Here is a 15,715-nt window from a genome sequence, read left to right as displayed (position 1 = left end):
CCCCGCAGACGACGAGGCCCCGATCCCCACGGATCGGGGCCTCGTCGTCTGCGGGGAGGGGCGACGGCGTCGGTAGGCTGGGCGTGTGGGGCGCCCGGCGGGGGCGTCCGCCCGCGGACCCTGGAGGAGCGACCCATGCGTGTGATCGACGTCGGCCTGCGCGAGGGCCACGAGTACCGCGTCCGCGACACCTGGCTGACCGTGCCGAACCTCATCACCCTGGCCCGCTTCGCCCTGGTCCCGGTGTTCGTGTGGCTCACCGTCGACGGCCGGCACCTGGACGCGTTCGTGATCCTGGCGGTGCTCTCCGGCACGGACTGGGTGGACGGCTACGTGGCGCGCCGGTTCGACATGATCTCCACGGTCGGGCGGTGGCTCGACCCGGTGGCGGACCGCCTCTCCCTGCTGGTGGTGGCCGTGACGTTCGTGGCCACCGGTATCGCCCCGCTCTGGCTCGCCCTGGCCATCGCGATCCCGGACCTCGTGCTCGCCGCCGTGTGCCTGTGGCTGTTCGGCGGCAGCCCGGATCTGCCGGTCACGGTCCTGGGCAAGGTGCGCACCGCGCTGCTGCTGGTGGGCACGCCCCTGCTGCTGCTCGCCCGTGTGCCGGGGGTCGACGGCGGCCCGTGGAGCGGCGTGGCCCTGGCTCTGGTCGGCGCCGGTTGCCTGCTGCACATCCTCGCCGCGGGGGACTACCTCGTGCGCGCGGTGGGCAAGGCCCGCGGCCTGCGGGCGGACGGTCAGGACCCGCGCGAGCACCCGTCCCGCCGGGGCTGACCCCCTCGCGCATCCTCGTGCCGGCGCCGACGGTTGCTACCGTGGGACGCGCGCCGTGCCCGCGGCCGATCCTCACGGCACGGGCCGGGCGCCGTCGTGCCATCGCCACCACAGAGAGGGACCGCCGTGTCCGACCGTCCCGGGATCGCCGCCGACCGCCCCCTGAAGGTGCTGATCGCCGCAGACACCTATCCGCCGCACGTCAACGGGGCCGCCACCTTCGGCCACCGCCTCGCCACGGCGCTGCACGCGCGCGGCCACGAGGTCCACGTCGTGATGCCGCGCAGTGACGCCGGCCCGGACACCGTGGAGCACCGGCCGGAGGCCACCGTGCACCTGCTGCGCTCCCTGCCGGCGCCGACGCACGAGTACTACCGTGTGGTGCTCCCGCGGCATGCCAAGATCTCCTTCCGCCGCATCTACCGCGAGGTCCAGCCGGACGTCGTGCACGCCCAGTGCCACTACATGATCGGCGAGGCCGCCATCAACGAGGCCGAGCGGCGCCGCATCCGGATCGTCTCCACGAACCACTTCATGCCGGAGAACCTCGAGCCGTTCCTGCCGTTCCCGCAGTGGTTCCTGGACATCGTCTCCCGGGTGTCGTGGAAGGACATGGGTCGACTCATGGGCAAGGGCGCGGTGGTCACCACCCCCACGGCCCTCGCCGCGCAGGCCATGGCCGAGCACGCCGGCCTGGACAACGTTCTCCCGGTCTCCAACGGCATCGACGCGAGCGCCTACGAGCTGCAGCCGGGGGAGAGGGTGGACCATCCCGGCCATCCGGTCGTGCTCTTCGTGGGGCGGCTGGCCGTGGAGAAGAACGTGGAGGTGCTGATCCGTGCGATCGCGCACCTGGCCCGCACCCGCCCCGACCTGGACGTGCACGCCGAGATCGTCGGCGACGGCGAGCAGCGCGACCGCATCCGTGCCACGGTGGACGAGGAGGGGGTGGCCGACCGCGTCCTGCTGCGCGGCCACGTCTCCGAGGAGGAGCTGCGGGCGGCCTACCTGCGCGCCGACGTGTTCTGCCAGCCGGGCACGGCGGAGCTGCAGTCCCTCGTGACCCTCGAGGCGCTCAGCGCGTCCACCCCGGTGGTCCTCGCGGACGCCCTCGCGTTGCCCCACCTCGTGGACGAGGGCGTCAACGGCCACCTCTTCCCGCCCGGGGACCACGTGGCCCTGGCCGATCGGATCGCCCGGATCCTCGACCTCTCGGACGCGGACCGCGCCGCCATGGGCGAGGCGTCCCACGCGAAGGCCCTGCATCATTCCGCCCAGAAGACGGTGGACATCTTCGAGCGCCTCTACCGCGGCGCGACGGCCGCCGAGGTCCGCGCGATGCTCTGAGACCCGTCGGTAGGATGGGCGGGTCCCGCGCGATGCCGCGGGGGAGGGGCGTTAGCTCAGTCGGTCAGAGCAGGGGACTCATAATCCCTGGGTCGCGGGTTCAAGTCCCGCACGCCCTACAGAAAACGGCCCCCGGCCGCGCGGTATGGCGCGGGCCGGGGGCCGTCGTCGTGCCGGTGCTCAGTAGCGGGCGGCCACCGCGAGCATGTCGGACTTCATGATCGTCGTGGAGGTGAACACTAGGCCCGCGTCCTCGTTGAGGGCGTGGGCGAGCTGGCCGCCGCCCATGTACATGGCCGTGTGGTAGATGCGGCCGGTGGACTGGTTCGCATAGAACACGAGGTCGCCGGGCTGGGCCTGGGAGATCGGCACGTAGGACTTCGCGGCGAGGTACTGGTCGCCGGCGCGGCGCGGGATGGAGATGCCGGCCCGGGCCATTGCCTGCTGGGTGAGGCCGGAGCAGTCGAAGCCGGAGGGGCCGTTGCCGCCCCACACGTAATAGGAGGACGGGTTCCGGACGGCGGAGCGCACGTAGTCGACGGCAGCCTGCTTGGACGCGGGCGCCGGCGCAGGGGCAGGGGCGCTGGAGGTGGAGACCGAGGTGGTCTTCAGGACCATTCCCGGGTGGAGCATGGTCGAGGAGGTCATGCCGTTGATGGACTGTAGGACCGAGGCGGACACGCCCGTGCGGTAGGAGATGATCCACCAGCCGTCGCCGGCCAGCACGGTGTAGGTCGAGCCCGAGGTGGACGGCGCCGGGGCCGGGGCCGGGGTGGCGGTGCCGGAGGTCTTGAGGACCATGCCGGGGTGCAGCACGGTCGCGGCGGTCATGCCGTTGAGCGACTGCAGCGTGGACATGGAGACGCCGGTGCGCTGGGCGATGATCCACCAGCCGTCGCCGGAGCGGACGGTGTAGGCGGTCTCGGCGGCCTGGGCGGTCTCGGCGACGGACACGGTGCCGACGCCGGTCAGGGCGGCGGCGCCCAGGGCGAGGGCCACGGAGGCGGCGGCGGTGCGGGGGGCGCGACGCGAAGCGGCGTGCGAGGAGGTCACGGACATCGGATCTTCTTCCCGGACAGGACCTGCGGCCCATGAGGGCGGTGCCTCGGGGCGGTGCCCGGGACGAGGCCGGACCGCGGGTGCGAGTTGACGAGCAGTGCGGATGACCGGGTTACGCGAGGATGCGGAGGAAGCCCCGGTGTGGCGGACCGGCCGTAACCGATCCGTGATCAAGATACACGATCGTTATCGAAACGCAATCAGAAATTCGGATGACGCCCAGGTGGCCGCACGGTGCTCGACACCCCCCGCTCGGCACCCTCCGTGCGTGGCTGCCCGGGCCCCGTTCCGACCCGGCGCTAGCGTGGTCCGGGTGAGCCCCTCCCGCCCCCTGCGCCTGCTGATGGACGCCCGCTACACCCGCACCGACTTCCACGACGGCATCTCCCGCTACGGCGCGAGCCTCCTCGAGGCGGTCGCCCGCCGGGCCGCCGCACCGGGCCCGGCGGGGGTCGACGTCGAGGTCGCGATGCTGATCTCGGACGAACGACAGCTGGCCCTGCTCCCGGACGGCGTGCCGTGGCACCTCGTCTCCGGCCCCACCTCCCCACGCGAGCCGTTCGTGGCCCGTCAGGTCGCGCGTCTGCGACCGGACGTCGTCTTCTCGCCCATGCAGACCATGGGGTCGTGGGGGCGGGACTACGCCCTGATCCTCACGCTCCACGACCTCATCTACTACGAGCACCGCACCCCGCCGCGGAACCTGTCCGAGCCGATCCGCTGGCTCTGGCGGGCCTATCACCTGACCAAGATCCCGCAGCGGCTCCTGCTCGACCGCGCGGACGCGGTCGCCACGGTCTCCCGGACGACGGCGGAGCTCATCGCCCGACACCGCCTCACCCGGCGTCCGGTCCACGTCGTCGCGAACGCGGCGCAGGCGGTCCCGGAGCCGCGGGACCCGGACGAGACCCCGGAGCGCACGCTGCTCTACATGGGCTCGTTCATGGACTACAAGGACGTCGAGTCCCTCGTGGCCGCTGCGCCGCTGCTGCCGGGCTACACGCTGCACCTGCTCTCCCGCATCAGCCCGGAGCGCCGCGGGCAGCTCGAGGACCGGTTGGCCGAGCGTCGCGCCGTCGCAGGGGCCGACGGCGCAGACGTGGTGTTCCACGACGGCACCGACGAGGCCGAGTACGTGCGCCTGCTCCGCCGGGCCACCGCGGCCGTCACCCTCTCCCGCGCCGAGGGCTTCGGCCTGCCCGTGGCCGAGGCGATGGCCCATGGCACGCCGGTGGTGTGCTCGGACCTGCCGATCTTCCGCGAGATCGCCGGCGCGGGCACCGCGTCCTTCCGGGGTGTCCCGCTCGAGGGGGACCGGGTGGCCGCGCTCGCGGCCCGCGTGCGGGAGCTCGAGGACCCCGCCGAGTTCGCCGCGGCCTCCCGGGCGAGCGTCGCCCAGGCGGCCCGGTTCAGCTGGGACGAGTCCGCCCGCCGGCTTCTGGACCTCACGGCCGCGCTGGGTGTGGCGCGGCGTGCGGCCAGAGCACGGACGGGCCGCTCCAGCCGATGAGCACCAGCGGGTCGAGGTAGCGGTCGAAGGCCGCGTCCCCCACCCGCCAGCCATCGGGCTCCCGCACGCCCCAGTGCACGCACGCCCGCGGGCAGTGGGGTGGCGCCCCGGCCAGTCGCCCCACGGGGTCGCCCGCGTCGACGACGGCCCCCACCGCGACGTCGGCCTCCACCGGCTCGAGGGAGCTGCGGGTCCCGTCCGCGTGCTCGAGGGTCAGCACGGGGCGGTCGACCACGACCCCGGCGAACACGACCCGGCCAGCCGCCGGCGCCTGGATCGGAGCCCCGGTCTGCACGGCGAGGTCCACGCCCCGGTGCCCCCGACTCCACGGTCGCTCGGGTGCGACGAACGCGCGGAGCACGTCATCCGGGGCGGCGCCGGCGACGGGCGGGTGCCACGCGACCGGCGCGGCCGTCGCGCCCGGACCTGCCGGGGACGCCGCGACGAGGAGCAGCGCGTCGCGCGTGGACGGTGCGGGCGTGGCCCGGGACGCGGGGCCGAGGTCGCCCATCTCCAGGGCGAGGACGAGCCAGGCGAGCAGGGCAGCCGCGACGCACCCCGCGATGCGCGGACGCGGGAGCGGACGGGGGAGGAGCGTACGAGGGGTCATGGCATCAGCCTGGCGTTCCGGGCGGCCGCGTGGCAGGCCCGCAGTCCCACCGTGGAGAGCGCCCGCCGCATCGGCCCCTGTGCAGGAGTCGGCGATGGGAGCGGGCGCCCACCTGGGGTAGGATTCACCTCAGCGGTGTCCTGTGGCCGGCCCTGTGCTGTGCCCCGGACGCCGACTCCGCGCATCGCGGTGGGTCGCTTCAGCGGCCCAGCCCCCACGCTCGGTCCCGTCCCCGCCGTCCTCCTGGAGAGGACGTCGGCGCGGGTGCTCGTGGGGCCCGGCAGCCCGCCGTCGTGATGCCAGGGGCCGCCCGACCGGGCCGGCCGCCAACCGTCAAGAAATCGACCGGCAGACCGCCCGCGCGTGAAGCGCGGGGTGCCACGGCTGCCACAGAAGGGAACGTCATGCCCGTCGTGACCATGCGCCAGCTCCTCGACTCCGGTGTCCACTTCGGCCACCAGACCCGCCGCTGGAACCCCAAGATGAAGCGCTTCATCTTCACCGAGCGCAACGGCATCTACATCATCGACCTCCAGCAGTCGCTGTCCTACATCGATCGCGCCTACGAGTTCGTCAAGGAGACCGTCGCCCACGGCGGCACCATCCTGTTCGTCGGCACCAAGAAGCAGGCCCAGGAGGCCATCGCGGAGCAGGCCGGTCGCGTGGGCATGCCCTACGTGAACCACCGCTGGCTCGGCGGCATGTTGACCAACTTCTCCACCGTCTCCAAGCGCGTGCAGCGCATGAAGGAGCTCGAGGAGATCGACTTCGAGGACGTGGCCGGCTCGCAGTTCACCAAGAAGGAGCTGCTGCTGCTCAACCGTGAGCTCGAGAAGCTGCAGGCCAACCTCGGCGGCATCCGCAACATGGCCAAGACCCCCTCCGCCGTGTGGGTCGTGGACACCAAGAAGGAGCACCTGGCCGTCGACGAGGCCCAGAAGCTCGGCATCCCGGTCGTCGCCATCCTGGACACCAACTGCGATCCGGACGAGGTCGCCTACCCGATCCCGGGCAACGACGACGCCATCCGCTCCGTGAACCTGCTGACCCGCGTGGTCGCGGACGCCGTCGCCGAGGGCCTGATCGCCCGTCAGGGCGGCAAGTCCGGCCAGGCGGCCGCCGAGCCGATGGCCGAGTGGGAGCGCGAGCTGCTCGAGCAGCACAACGCCCAGCAGGCCGAGCAGGCCGAGGCCCCCGCCGCCGAGGCGCCGGCCGAGCAGGCCGAGGCCCCCGCCGCCGAGGCCGCCCCGCAGGGCGAGTGATCCCGGCCGGTCCGTCGGCCTGGCCCCACCCGGCCGGGCCGACGGACCGGATCAGACCCCGAACATCCCGCACAACCCACACCACGGGAAGGACCGAACGAGCATGGCGAACTACACCGCTGCTGACATCAAGGCCCTGCGCGAGCGCACCGGCGCCGGCATGATGGACGTGAAGAAGGCTCTGGACGAGGCCAACGGCGACGCCGAGAAGGCCATCGAGATCATCCGCGTGAAGGGCCTCAAGGGCGCCACCAAGCGCGAGGGCCGCTCCGCCGCCGAGGGCCTCGTGGCCGCGACCGTCGAGAACGGCGTCGGCGTCATGATCGAGCTCAATTGCGAGACCGACTTCGTGGCCAAGGCCGACAAGTTCATCGCCCTGGGCGACGTGGTGCTGCGCGCCGCCGTCGCCTCCGGCGCCACCGACGTCGACGGCCTGCTGGCCTCCGACTACGAGGGCCGCACCCTGGGCGACTACGTGACCGAGGAGGGCGCCCTGCTGGGCGAGAAGGTGGCCGTGCGCCGCCTGGCCCGCGTGGAGGGCGCCTTCGTGGACGCCTACCTGCACAAGACCTCCAAGGACCTGCCGGCCCAGGTGGGCGTGCTCCTCGCCGTGGACGCCGACTCCGCCGACGCCAAGACCGCCGCGCACGACATCGCCGTGCACACCGCGGCCTATTCGCCCACGTACCTCACCCGTGAGGACGTGCCGGCCGAGACCGTCGAGAACGAGCGTCGCATCGCCGATGAGACCGCCCGTGCCGAGGGCAAGCCGGAGCAGGCCCTGCCGAAGATCGTGGAGGGCCGCCTGACCGGCTTCTTCAAGGAGATCGTGCTCGTGGACCAGCCGTTCGCGAAGGACCCGAAGCAGACCGTCGGCAAGGTCGCCTCCGACGCCGGCACCAACGTCACCGGGTTCGCCCGCTTCCGCGTCGGCAACTGACCGCCGCACCCGGACCGGCCGCTCCCGGTCCACGCCCCGCGGGGGCGTAGGATCGGGAGCGACCCGAGGTCCACTCCGGCGCCGGATGGCGCCGACGACCATCGCATGACGGGGTGGCCGCCCCGACCGGGCGGCCACCCCGTCCGCGTGTCCGCCCCCGGGACGGCCGTCCCCGGCCACCCCCCCACCGACCAGGAGATGCTTCCCATGGAGACGAACCGCGCCCCCGAGGACCCGACCACCGCCCACGCCCCGCAGACCTCGGACGACACCGGCCGCCGTCGCGTGCTCCTCAAGCTCTCGGGCGAGGTGTTCGGCGGCGGCAAGATCGGCGTGGACCCGGAGACCGTCCGCGGCATCGCCGAGCAGATCGCCGCCGCGGCGGACCAGGTGGAGATCGCGATCGTCGTCGGCGGCGGCAACTTCTTCCGTGGCGCCGAGCTGTCCGAGAACGGGATGGACCGCCGTCGGGCCGACTACATGGGCATGCTCGGCACCGTGATGAACTGCCTGGCCCTGCAGGACTTCCTCATCCAGGCCGGGGTCACCACGCGCGTGCAGTCCGCCATCCACATGGAGCAGGTGGCGGAGTCCTACATCCCGCTGCGCGCCATCCGCCACATGCAGAAGGGCCGCGTCGTGATCTTCGGCGCAGGCACCGGCCTGCCCTACTTCTCCACGGACACCGTGGCGGCCCAGCGTGCCCTCGAGGTCGGGGCGGACGAGGTCCTGATGGCCAAGTCCGGCGTGGACGGCGTCTACACCGCGGACCCCAAGAAGGACCCCACCGCCGAGCGTCTCACGCACCTGACCTACGACGAGGCGCTGCTGCGGAACATCCGCGTGATGGACCTGACCGCCATGACCATGTGCAAGGACAACGACCTGGACATGCGCGTGTTCGGCATGGAGGGCCCGGGCAACGTGACCCGCGCCCTGCTCGGCGAGCCGATCGGCACCACCGTCACCGTCTGAGGCGCGCCGCGTAGGATGGCGGCAGACCTGTTCCACCACACCGAGGAGACACCGTGATCCAGGAGACCCTGCAGTCCGCCGAAGAGCAGATGGACCGCACCATCGAGGCCACGCGTGAGGACTTCGCCTCCGTGCGCACGGGCCGCGCCAACCCGGGCCTCTACTCCAAGGTGATGGTTGACTACTACGGCTCGTTCACCCCGCTGCAGCAGCTGGCGTCCTTCACCACCACGGACGCCCGCACGCTGCTCATCACCCCGTTCGACCAGTCGGCCCTGCGCAACATCGAGAAGGCGCTGTCCGAGTCCGAGGTCGGCGCGAACCCGTCCAACGACGGCAAGGTCATCCGCATCGTGATGCCGGAGCTGACCGAGGAGCGCCGCAAGGAGTACGTGAAGCTGGTCAAGTCCAAGGCGGAGGAGCACAAGATCTCCGTGCGCAATGCCCGCCGCAAGGCCAAGGAGGCCATGGACAAGGCCGTCAAGGACGGCGAGGTCGGCGAGGACGAGGGTGCCCGCGGCGAGAAGGAGCTGGACGCGCTCACCAAACGCCACGTCGAGCTCATCGACGAGATGGCCAAGAACAAGGAGCAGGAGCTGCTGGAGGTCTGAGCCTCCCGCCGTCCGCGCTCGCCCCATGACCTCCGCCGTGTCCACCTCGCCCGCACCTCCGCGCGGCGGCCGCGACCTCAAGTCCGCCGTCCTCGTGGGGGTGGGGCTGCTGGCGACGGCCCTGGTCGGCCTCTTCTGGCTCGACTGGCTGCTGGTCCTCCTCGTGGTCGCCCTGCTGGTCGGCGCGGTGTCCGAGATCGCGACGGCGGTGCGCGGCATCGGCCTGGACGTGCCGCGGCCCCCGCTCTGGGTGGCCGCGGCGGTCCTGCCGCTCACCGCGTGGCGGTGGGGGGTGCCCGCGCTGTTCATCGCCCTGGTGGCATGCCTGGCGCTGGTGGCCGTATGGACGGCGCTGACGCGGCGGCGTCCGGCGGGCCAGTTCATGCTCGCGGGCGTGTTCATCGTGCTGTGGGCGCCGTTCCTGCTCTCCTTCGCCGCGGCGCTCCTGGACGAGCCGCTGGGGCACCGCATGGTGGCGATCCTGCTGCTGATGGTGGTCTCCAACGACACGTTCGGCTACATCGTGGGCTACCGCTTCGGCCGCACCCCGATCGCCCCGCGCATCAGCCCCAAGAAGTCCTGGGAGGGCCTGGCCGGCTCCCTGGCGGGCTCGGTGCTGGTGGGCGTCGTCGCCGTCCCCCTGCTGGTCGGCCAGCCGTGGTGGGTCGGCGCCGTCCTCGGCGTGACCACCGTCGCCGCCGCCACCTCGGGGGACTTCTCCGAGTCCATGGTCAAGCGTGAGCTCGGCATCAAGGACATGTCCTCCGCCCTGCCCGGCCACGGCGGCGTGATGGACCGCCTGGACTCCCTCGTGTTCGCCGCGCCGGTGGCCTACACCGTGCTGGCGCTGCCCCTGACCTGATCCACCCCTCGACCCGGCACGTCCGGGACCCACACCGCAGGAGACGCCCATGACCCCCCGCACCACCCCGGACGCCGAGCCGGTCTTCGAGCTCGTCGAGCAGGACGAGATCGGCTACGAGACCACCCACGTGGACGCCTTCATGGCGCGTGCCCGTGAGGCGCGCGACGGCGGTGCCCCGCTGACGGCGGAGGAGGTGCGCCAGGCCCGCTTCGCGACTGTCAACGGCGGCTACGCCACGGACGAGGTGGACGACGAGCTGGACCGTCTGGAAGAGGAGCTGGCCGCCGCCGAGCGTCAGGCCTTCGTCGCCGAGCGCGGGGACGAGGACTGGGCCGCAGACCTCGAGGAGCGCGTGGCCGAGCTCGTGGCCCGCGCCGACCGGGCCCCGGCGGAGCGCTTCCGCCGCCCCTCCCGCGCGGACGCCGTGAGCTACGACGTGGACCAGGTGGACGCGCTCGTGGACCGTCTGCGCGTCACCCTGGCCGGTGCGGAGGACTCGACGGATCCCGGCGCCGAGGGCGGGCTGACCGCGGACGACGTGCGCCGCGCGTCGTTCGGCGAGGCCGAGGGTGCCGCCGGCTACGAGGAGGGCCAGGTCGACGCCTACCTCGACGCCGCCGTCGACGTGCTGCTGCGCCGCGCCTGACACCCGGCCCTCGCGCGGCGGCCCGGGAGAGTGGCGCAGATCACACTGAAGTGATTACAATCACACCACCGAGACGCCGCGCGCTCCACCCCTGCTCGCGCATGCGTACAGCTCCCTCGCCCCGCACCGTGGGCGTCGATCGGAAGGCAGTCCAGTGACCCTCGTGGACCACACCCGTCCCACCGGCGGACAGTCCGCCGGCTCTCCGCCCCCGGCGGGCCCGGCCGAGGCCGTGATGCTCCAGGTGCTCGACACGGAGGGCCGCCGCCGTCCGCAGCCGGAGCTCGACCCGTGGATCGAGGACGTCGACGCCGACGCCCTCGCCGCGCTGTACCGCCAGATGGCCGTGGTCCGGCGCCTCGACGTCGAGGCCACGCACCTGCAGCGTCAGGGCGAGCTGGCCCTGTGGCCCCCGCTGCTGGGCCAGGAGGCCGCCCAGGTGGGCTCCGCCGTCGCGCTGCGCCCGGACGACTTCGTCTTCCCGTCCTACCGCGAGAACGGCGTGGCCCTGCTGCGCGGCGTCCCCGCGCTGGACCTGCTGCGGGTGTGGCGCGGCTCCACGTTCTCGAGCTGGGACCCGAACGAGACGCGGGTGGCCACCCAGCAGATCATCATCGGCGCGCAGGCCCTGCACGCCGTCGGCTACGCGATGGGCGTCCAGCGGGACCAGGCGGACGTGGCCACGATCGTCTACTTCGGCGACGGCGCCACGAGCCAGGGGGACGTCAACGAGGCCATGGTCTTCAGCGCCTCCTACCAGTCGCCCGTGGTGTTCTTCTGCCAGAACAACCACTGGGCCATCTCCGAGCCCGTGCGCCTGCAGACCCGCCGCAGCATCGCGGACCGCCCGTGGGGCTTCGGCATCCCGTCGATGCGCGTGGACGGCAACGACGTCCTGGCCGTGCTCGCCGCGACCCGCGCCGCCGTCGAGCGCGCGGCCGACGGGGGCGGTCCCACCTTCATCGAGGCCGTCACCTACCGCATGGGCCCGCACACTACCGCGGACGACCCCACCCGCTACCGGGACGACGCCGAGCTCGAGGCCTGGAAGGCCCGTGACCCGCTGACCCGCGTGGAGGCGCACCTGCGCACCCTCGATGTGGACGTGGACGCCGTGCTCGCACAGGCCCAGGCCGAGGCCGACGAGCTGGCGGCCGAGGTCCGCCGCGCCCTCGAGGCGCTCGAGGAGGACGGCGCGGACAGGCTCTTCGACGAGATCTACGCCGAGCCCCACCAGGAGCTCGAGCGGCAGCGCCGCGAGCACGCCCTCTACCTGCAGCAGTTCGACGACGAGGAGGCGGGCGCGTGAGCGAGCGCATGACCTTCAGCCGGGCGATCAACCGCGGCCTGCACCGTGCCCTGGCCGACGACCCCAAGGTCCTGCTCATGGGCGAGGACATCGGCGCCCTCGGCGGCGTGTTCCGCATCACCGACGGCCTGCAGGCCGAGTTCGGCGAGGACCGGGTGCTCGACACCCCGCTGGCCGAGTCCGGCATCGTGGGCACGGCCATCGGCCTGGCCATGCGCGGCTACCGGCCCGTCGTCGAGATCCAGTTCGACGGCTTCGTGTACCCGGCGTTCGACCAGATCGTGGCGAACCTGGCCAAGCTGCGCGCCCGCACCCGCGGCGCCGTGCCGATGCCGGTGACCATCCGCATCCCCTTCGGCGGCGGCATCGGCTCCCCGGAGCACCACTCCGAGTCGCCCGAGGCCTACTTCCTGCACACCGCGGGCCTGCGGGTGGTCTCCCCGTCCTCCCCACAGGAGGGGTACGACCTCATCCGCGCCGCGATCGCCTCGGAGGACCCGGTGGTCTACCTCGAGCCCAAGCGTCGCTACCACGACAAGGGCGACGTGGACCTGGACGTCGCGATCCCCCCGATGAGCCCCGCCCGCATCCTGCGCGAGGGCCGGGACGCCACGCTCGTGGCCTACGGCCCGCTCGTGAAGACCGCCCTGCAGGCCGCGGAGGTGGCGGCCGAGGAGGGCGTCGAGGTCGAGGTGGTCGACCTGCGCAGCCTGTCTCCGCTGGACACCGGCCTCGTCGAGTCCTCGGTGCGGCGCACCGGCCGGCTCGTCGTGGCGCACGAAGCGTCCCGCACCGGCGGCCTCGGCGCCGAGCTCGTGGCCACGGTGGCCGAGCGCGCGTTCCACTGGCTCGAGGCCCCGCCGGTGCGCGTCACCGGCATGGACGTGCCCTACCCGCCGTCCAAGCTCGAGCATCTGCACCTGCCGGACCTCGACCGCATCCTCGACGGCCTGGACCGTGCTCTGGGCCGGCCGAATTCGCTGGACTCCGTGGACGCGTTCGCCGCCCCCGAGACCGCCGAGCAGTTCCTCGCCGCCCAGAACGCCGGGGAGGAGACCCGATGAGCCAGAAGACCTTCCGCCTGCCCGACCTCGGCGAGGGCCTGACCGAGTCCGAGATCGTGACGTGGCGCGTGGCCGAGGGCGATGCGGTGACCGTGAACCAGGTGCTCGCCGATGTCGAGACGGCCAAGGCCGTGGTCGAGGTCTCGAGCCCGTTCGCGGGCGTCGTCGCGGCCCTGCACGGCGCCGAGGGTGAGACCCTCGAGGTCGGTGCGCCCCTGGTGACCTTCACCCTCGAGGGCGCCGAGTCCGACGTCGGCGGGCCCGCCGAGGGTGACGGCCGCGTGCCCACCCTCGTCGGCTACGGCGCCGCGCCGGACACCGGCAAGCCCGGCCGCCGTGCGCGGCGCGGCTCCGCGGCCCCGGCGACGTCGGCCGCCCCGGCGGGCGAGCCCGCCCGCGGACAGGCGCCGTCCACGTCGGAGGCGGCCCCCGCCGGCGCCGGGCGCCCGCAGCCCGAGGCCGCCGAGCCGGACCGCGCGGACGCGGCCCACGAGCCGGCCCCGGGCGAGCGACCCCGGTGCACTCCGCCCGTGCGCCTGTACGCGCGCCGCGCGGGCGTGGATCTGGAGCAGGTCACCGGCACGGGTGTGGGCGGGGTCATCACCCGCGCGGACGTCGAGGCGTTCCTGGCCGGGGGCGGGCAGCCCGCGGCCGCGGCGGCGCCGCCGCAGTCCGGCGCCGAGTCGGGCTCGACCGGGGGCGTCCGCACCCTGGGCGGCCGCCCGCGCACGGAGGCCGTGCCGGTCAAGGGCGTGCGCAAGGCGACCGCGGCGGCCATGGTGCAGTCCGCGTTCACCGCCCCGCACGTGACCGAGTTCCTGCAGGTGGACGTCACCGAGACCATGGAGCTGCTCGCCGAGCTCAAGGCCTCCCGCGAGTTCCGGGACGTCAAGCTCACGCCCATGACGCTCGCCGCCAAGGCGTGCCTCGTGGCGATGGAGCGCACCCCGGACGTCAACGCCCGGTGGGACGAGGCCGCCGGGACGATCGTCCAGCAGAACTTCGTGAACCTCGGTTTCGCCGCCGCCACCCCCCGCGGGCTGATGGTGCCGAACGTCAAGGACGCCCAGGCGATGAGCCTGAGGGAGCTGGCCGACGCCATCCGCGATCTCACGGGCCTCGCCCGCGAGGGGCGGCTGTCCCCGGCGGATCTGGCCGGCGGCACCTTCACGCTCACGAACGTCGGGGTGTTCGGCGTGGACGCGGGCACCCCGATCATCAACCCGGGTGAGGGGGCGATCATCGCGATCGGCCAGGTCCGGAGGATGCCGTGGGAGCACCGCGGCGAGATCGCCCTGCGGGACGTCATGACGCTGTCCCTCTCGTTCGACCACCGCTTCGTGGACGGCGAGCAGGGCTCGCGCTTCCTCGCGGACGTCGGCGCGATCCTGCGCCGCCCGGGTCTGACCCTGGCCATGGTCTGACGGCCCCGGACGCGCCGTGGCCCCGCCACCCGGGCACCGGGAGGCGGGGCCGTCGTCGTGGCAGGCCGGTGCGGCCGCCGGCACGGCGGGGGCCGCGGGGCGCGCTCAGTCGGCGGCGGGCAGCTCCATCACGAGCTCGGTGATGACCTCGGCACGGGCGTTGGAGAAGACCTTCTCCTCGCCGACGGTCTCGAAGCCGCGGCGGGAGAGCACCTTCACGGAGCCCACATTGTCCTCGGGGACGTGCGCCCGCAGCGGGCGGGCGGTGTGCTCCTCCAGGAACCGGTCCACGGCCGCGGTCGTCAGCCCCAGGCCCCAGTAGTCCTGCGCGGTCCAGAAGGACAGCTCGCCCACGCCGTCCTGCTGGATGCACACGAGCGCACCCACGGCGCGGCCCTCGTGCTCGATGGTCCGCACGACGGTGTCCTCGTCCCCGAGCAGGTGGGCCCAGTGGTAGTCGAAGACACCGCGGTCCCGGGGGTTGCGGGGGGCGAAGGCGGACATCAGGTTGGCCTGCTCGTCCTGCTGGTGGAGGAAGAACTCGTCCAGATCCTCGGGTCGGACGTCACGAAGAAGCACGGCGGTGGACCTCTCGGGGCGGGGTTCGACGGCGTCCGCCGTCGCGGGTACCGGCCACCGTACCACCGGGCACGACGTCGGCCCGCCGGGCCGGTGCCGTCCGCTCAGTCCTCGCCGGACAGCGGTCCGGGGGCCGTGGCCGCGGCCCAGGCCATGGCCACGAGGGTCGCACGGCGGGCCGCGCGGTCGGCCGCGGTGCGCCGCACCGAGCGGGGGGTGGAGTTGAGCAGGCCCAGCACGGCCTGGGCGCGGAACACGGCGGTGGCCTGGTCCTCGTGGGGGTGGACGACCTGCAGCTGGCGCGCCCACACGTCGATGTAGGCGCGCTGGGTGCGCGTGATGGCCGTGCGCGCGCCGTCGGGCAGGGCGGACATGTCGCGGTCCTGCACACGGATCACGTCGCGCTGGGCGAGGGCGAAGTCCGCCTGGAAGCCGATGAGGGCCCGCAGGGTCTCCGCCCCCGGCGCGTGCTGCGCCTCGGCGGCCAGCCCGCCGTCGAGCAGGTCCTGCGAGGCCGTGTCGAGGATCGCCGTGAGCACGGCGGCCTTGCCGGCGAAGTGGCGGTAGATGGCGGGGCCGCTGATCCCGACCGCGGCGCCGATGTCCTCGAGGCGGACCGCGTCGAAGCCCCGGGCCGCGAACAGTCGCGCCGCGGCCGCGAGCAGGTCCACCCGGCGTCGGGCCTTGGCGGCCTCCCGGGCGGTCGGCGGGGTCGCCGCTGTCTCTTATACACATCT

General features: G+C 73.3%; 16 protein-coding genes and 1 tRNA gene. 13 read left to right on the top strand and 4 right to left on the bottom strand.

The window, feature by feature from the left end; genetic code table 11:
• The first annotated feature begins 135 nt into the window (after positions 1 to 135).
• From J1M40_RS04400 to J1M40_RS04390, 3 genes are all read left to right on the top strand, one after another.
• Positions 136 to 777, top strand: coding sequence for a CDP-alcohol phosphatidyltransferase family protein (locus J1M40_RS04400; RefSeq protein WP_020624488.1), 642 nt, complete (start codon positions 136 to 138; stop codon positions 775 to 777).
• 126 nt (positions 778 to 903) lie between these two features.
• Entirely contained in the window at positions 904 to 2,124 is a 1,221-nt protein-coding gene (locus J1M40_RS04395; protein WP_020624489.1) for a glycosyltransferase, read from the top strand.
• Positions 2,125 to 2,169: 45 nt separating this feature from the next.
• Positions 2,170 to 2,243 (top strand) — tRNA-Ile (locus J1M40_RS04390).
• Positions 2,244 to 2,304: 61 nt separating this feature from the next.
• Here the strand turns inward: J1M40_RS04390 and J1M40_RS04385 are convergent.
• A complete protein-coding gene (locus tag J1M40_RS04385; protein ID WP_206450489.1) occupies positions 2,305 to 3,183 on the bottom strand; it encodes a LysM peptidoglycan-binding domain-containing C40 family peptidase in 879 nt (292 codons plus the stop codon).
• 313 nt (positions 3,184 to 3,496) lie between these two features.
• Between J1M40_RS04385 and J1M40_RS04380 the strand changes: the two genes are divergently transcribed.
• Positions 3,497 to 4,693: a glycosyltransferase family 1 protein gene (locus J1M40_RS04380; protein ID WP_080695856.1), complete on the top strand. Its 1,197-nt coding sequence runs from the start codon at positions 3,497 to 3,499 to the stop codon at positions 4,691 to 4,693.
• On the opposite strand, the gene J1M40_RS04375 is transcribed toward J1M40_RS04380, so the two are convergent.
• Positions 4,629 to 5,303 (bottom strand): M23 family metallopeptidase, encoded by a 675-nt coding sequence (locus tag J1M40_RS04375; protein ID WP_051995225.1) that lies wholly within the window; start codon positions 5,301 to 5,303, stop codon positions 4,629 to 4,631. The two genes, J1M40_RS04380 and J1M40_RS04375, sit on opposite strands and share 65 nt — an antisense overlap.
• A 404-nt stretch (positions 5,304 to 5,707) precedes the next feature.
• On the opposite strand from J1M40_RS04375, the gene rpsB reads away from it, so the two are divergent.
• From rpsB to J1M40_RS04330, 9 genes are all read left to right on the top strand, one after another.
• Positions 5,708 to 6,565: a 30S ribosomal protein S2 gene (gene rpsB / locus J1M40_RS04370; protein ID WP_049159415.1), complete on the top strand. Its 858-nt coding sequence runs from the start codon at positions 5,708 to 5,710 to the stop codon at positions 6,563 to 6,565.
• A 103-nt stretch (positions 6,566 to 6,668) separates the two neighbouring features.
• The gene (gene tsf / locus J1M40_RS04365; RefSeq protein ID WP_060974054.1) at positions 6,669 to 7,505 is read left to right on the top strand and encodes a translation elongation factor Ts; all 837 of its coding nucleotides are present in this window, start codon (positions 6,669 to 6,671) and stop codon (positions 7,503 to 7,505) included.
• A 207-nt stretch (positions 7,506 to 7,712) separates the two neighbouring features.
• Entirely contained in the window at positions 7,713 to 8,480 is a 768-nt protein-coding gene (gene pyrH, locus J1M40_RS04360) for a UMP kinase (protein WP_002857706.1), read from the top strand.
• 53 nt (positions 8,481 to 8,533) lie between these two features.
• Entirely contained in the window at positions 8,534 to 9,091 is a 558-nt protein-coding gene (gene frr / locus J1M40_RS04355) for a ribosome recycling factor (RefSeq protein WP_036314042.1), read from the top strand.
• A 25-nt stretch (positions 9,092 to 9,116) separates the two neighbouring features.
• Positions 9,117 to 9,953: a phosphatidate cytidylyltransferase gene (locus tag J1M40_RS04350; RefSeq protein ID WP_060974172.1), complete on the top strand. Its 837-nt coding sequence runs from the start codon at positions 9,117 to 9,119 to the stop codon at positions 9,951 to 9,953.
• Positions 9,954 to 10,002: 49 nt separating this feature from the next.
• Positions 10,003 to 10,602, top strand: a complete 600-nt coding sequence (locus tag J1M40_RS04345; RefSeq protein ID WP_036314046.1) for a DivIVA domain-containing protein — start codon at positions 10,003 to 10,005, stop codon at positions 10,600 to 10,602.
• Between the two features lie 154 nt (positions 10,603 to 10,756).
• Positions 10,757 to 11,911, top strand: a complete 1,155-nt coding sequence (pdhA, locus tag J1M40_RS04340) for a pyruvate dehydrogenase (acetyl-transferring) E1 component subunit alpha (protein WP_060974171.1) — start codon at positions 10,757 to 10,759, stop codon at positions 11,909 to 11,911.
• Between the two features lie 8 nt (positions 11,912 to 11,919).
• Positions 11,920 to 12,975, top strand: coding sequence for an alpha-ketoacid dehydrogenase subunit beta (locus J1M40_RS04335; RefSeq protein WP_052520122.1), 1,056 nt, complete (start codon positions 11,920 to 11,922; stop codon positions 12,973 to 12,975).
• Positions 12,972 to 14,399, top strand: a complete 1,428-nt coding sequence (locus tag J1M40_RS04330; RefSeq protein WP_060974170.1) for a dihydrolipoamide acetyltransferase family protein — start codon at positions 12,972 to 12,974, stop codon at positions 14,397 to 14,399. Before J1M40_RS04335 ends, J1M40_RS04330 begins: the two co-directional genes overlap by 4 nt.
• Before the next feature lie 105 nt (positions 14,400 to 14,504).
• Here the strand turns inward: J1M40_RS04330 and J1M40_RS04325 are convergent, their stop codons facing one another.
• Positions 14,505 to 14,978 (bottom strand): GNAT family N-acetyltransferase, encoded by a 474-nt coding sequence (locus J1M40_RS04325; protein WP_044660004.1) that lies wholly within the window; start codon positions 14,976 to 14,978, stop codon positions 14,505 to 14,507.
• A 104-nt stretch (positions 14,979 to 15,082) separates the two neighbouring features.
• Positions 15,083 to 15,649 carry a TetR/AcrR family transcriptional regulator gene (locus tag J1M40_RS04320; RefSeq protein ID WP_206450488.1) on the bottom strand — a complete coding sequence of 189 codons (567 nt, stop codon included), beginning with the start codon at positions 15,647 to 15,649 and terminating at the stop codon, positions 15,083 to 15,085.
• Positions 15,650 to 15,715 lie beyond the last annotated feature (66 nt).

Origin of the sequence: Micrococcus sp. KRD026, assembly GCF_017168445.1 — a bacterium.
In the GTDB taxonomy this organism is placed as follows: domain Bacteria; phylum Actinomycetota; class Actinomycetes; order Actinomycetales; family Micrococcaceae; genus Micrococcus; species Micrococcus luteus.
Note: the sequence above shows the minus strand (reverse complement) of the source record. Positions and strands in the feature narration are given on the sequence as shown.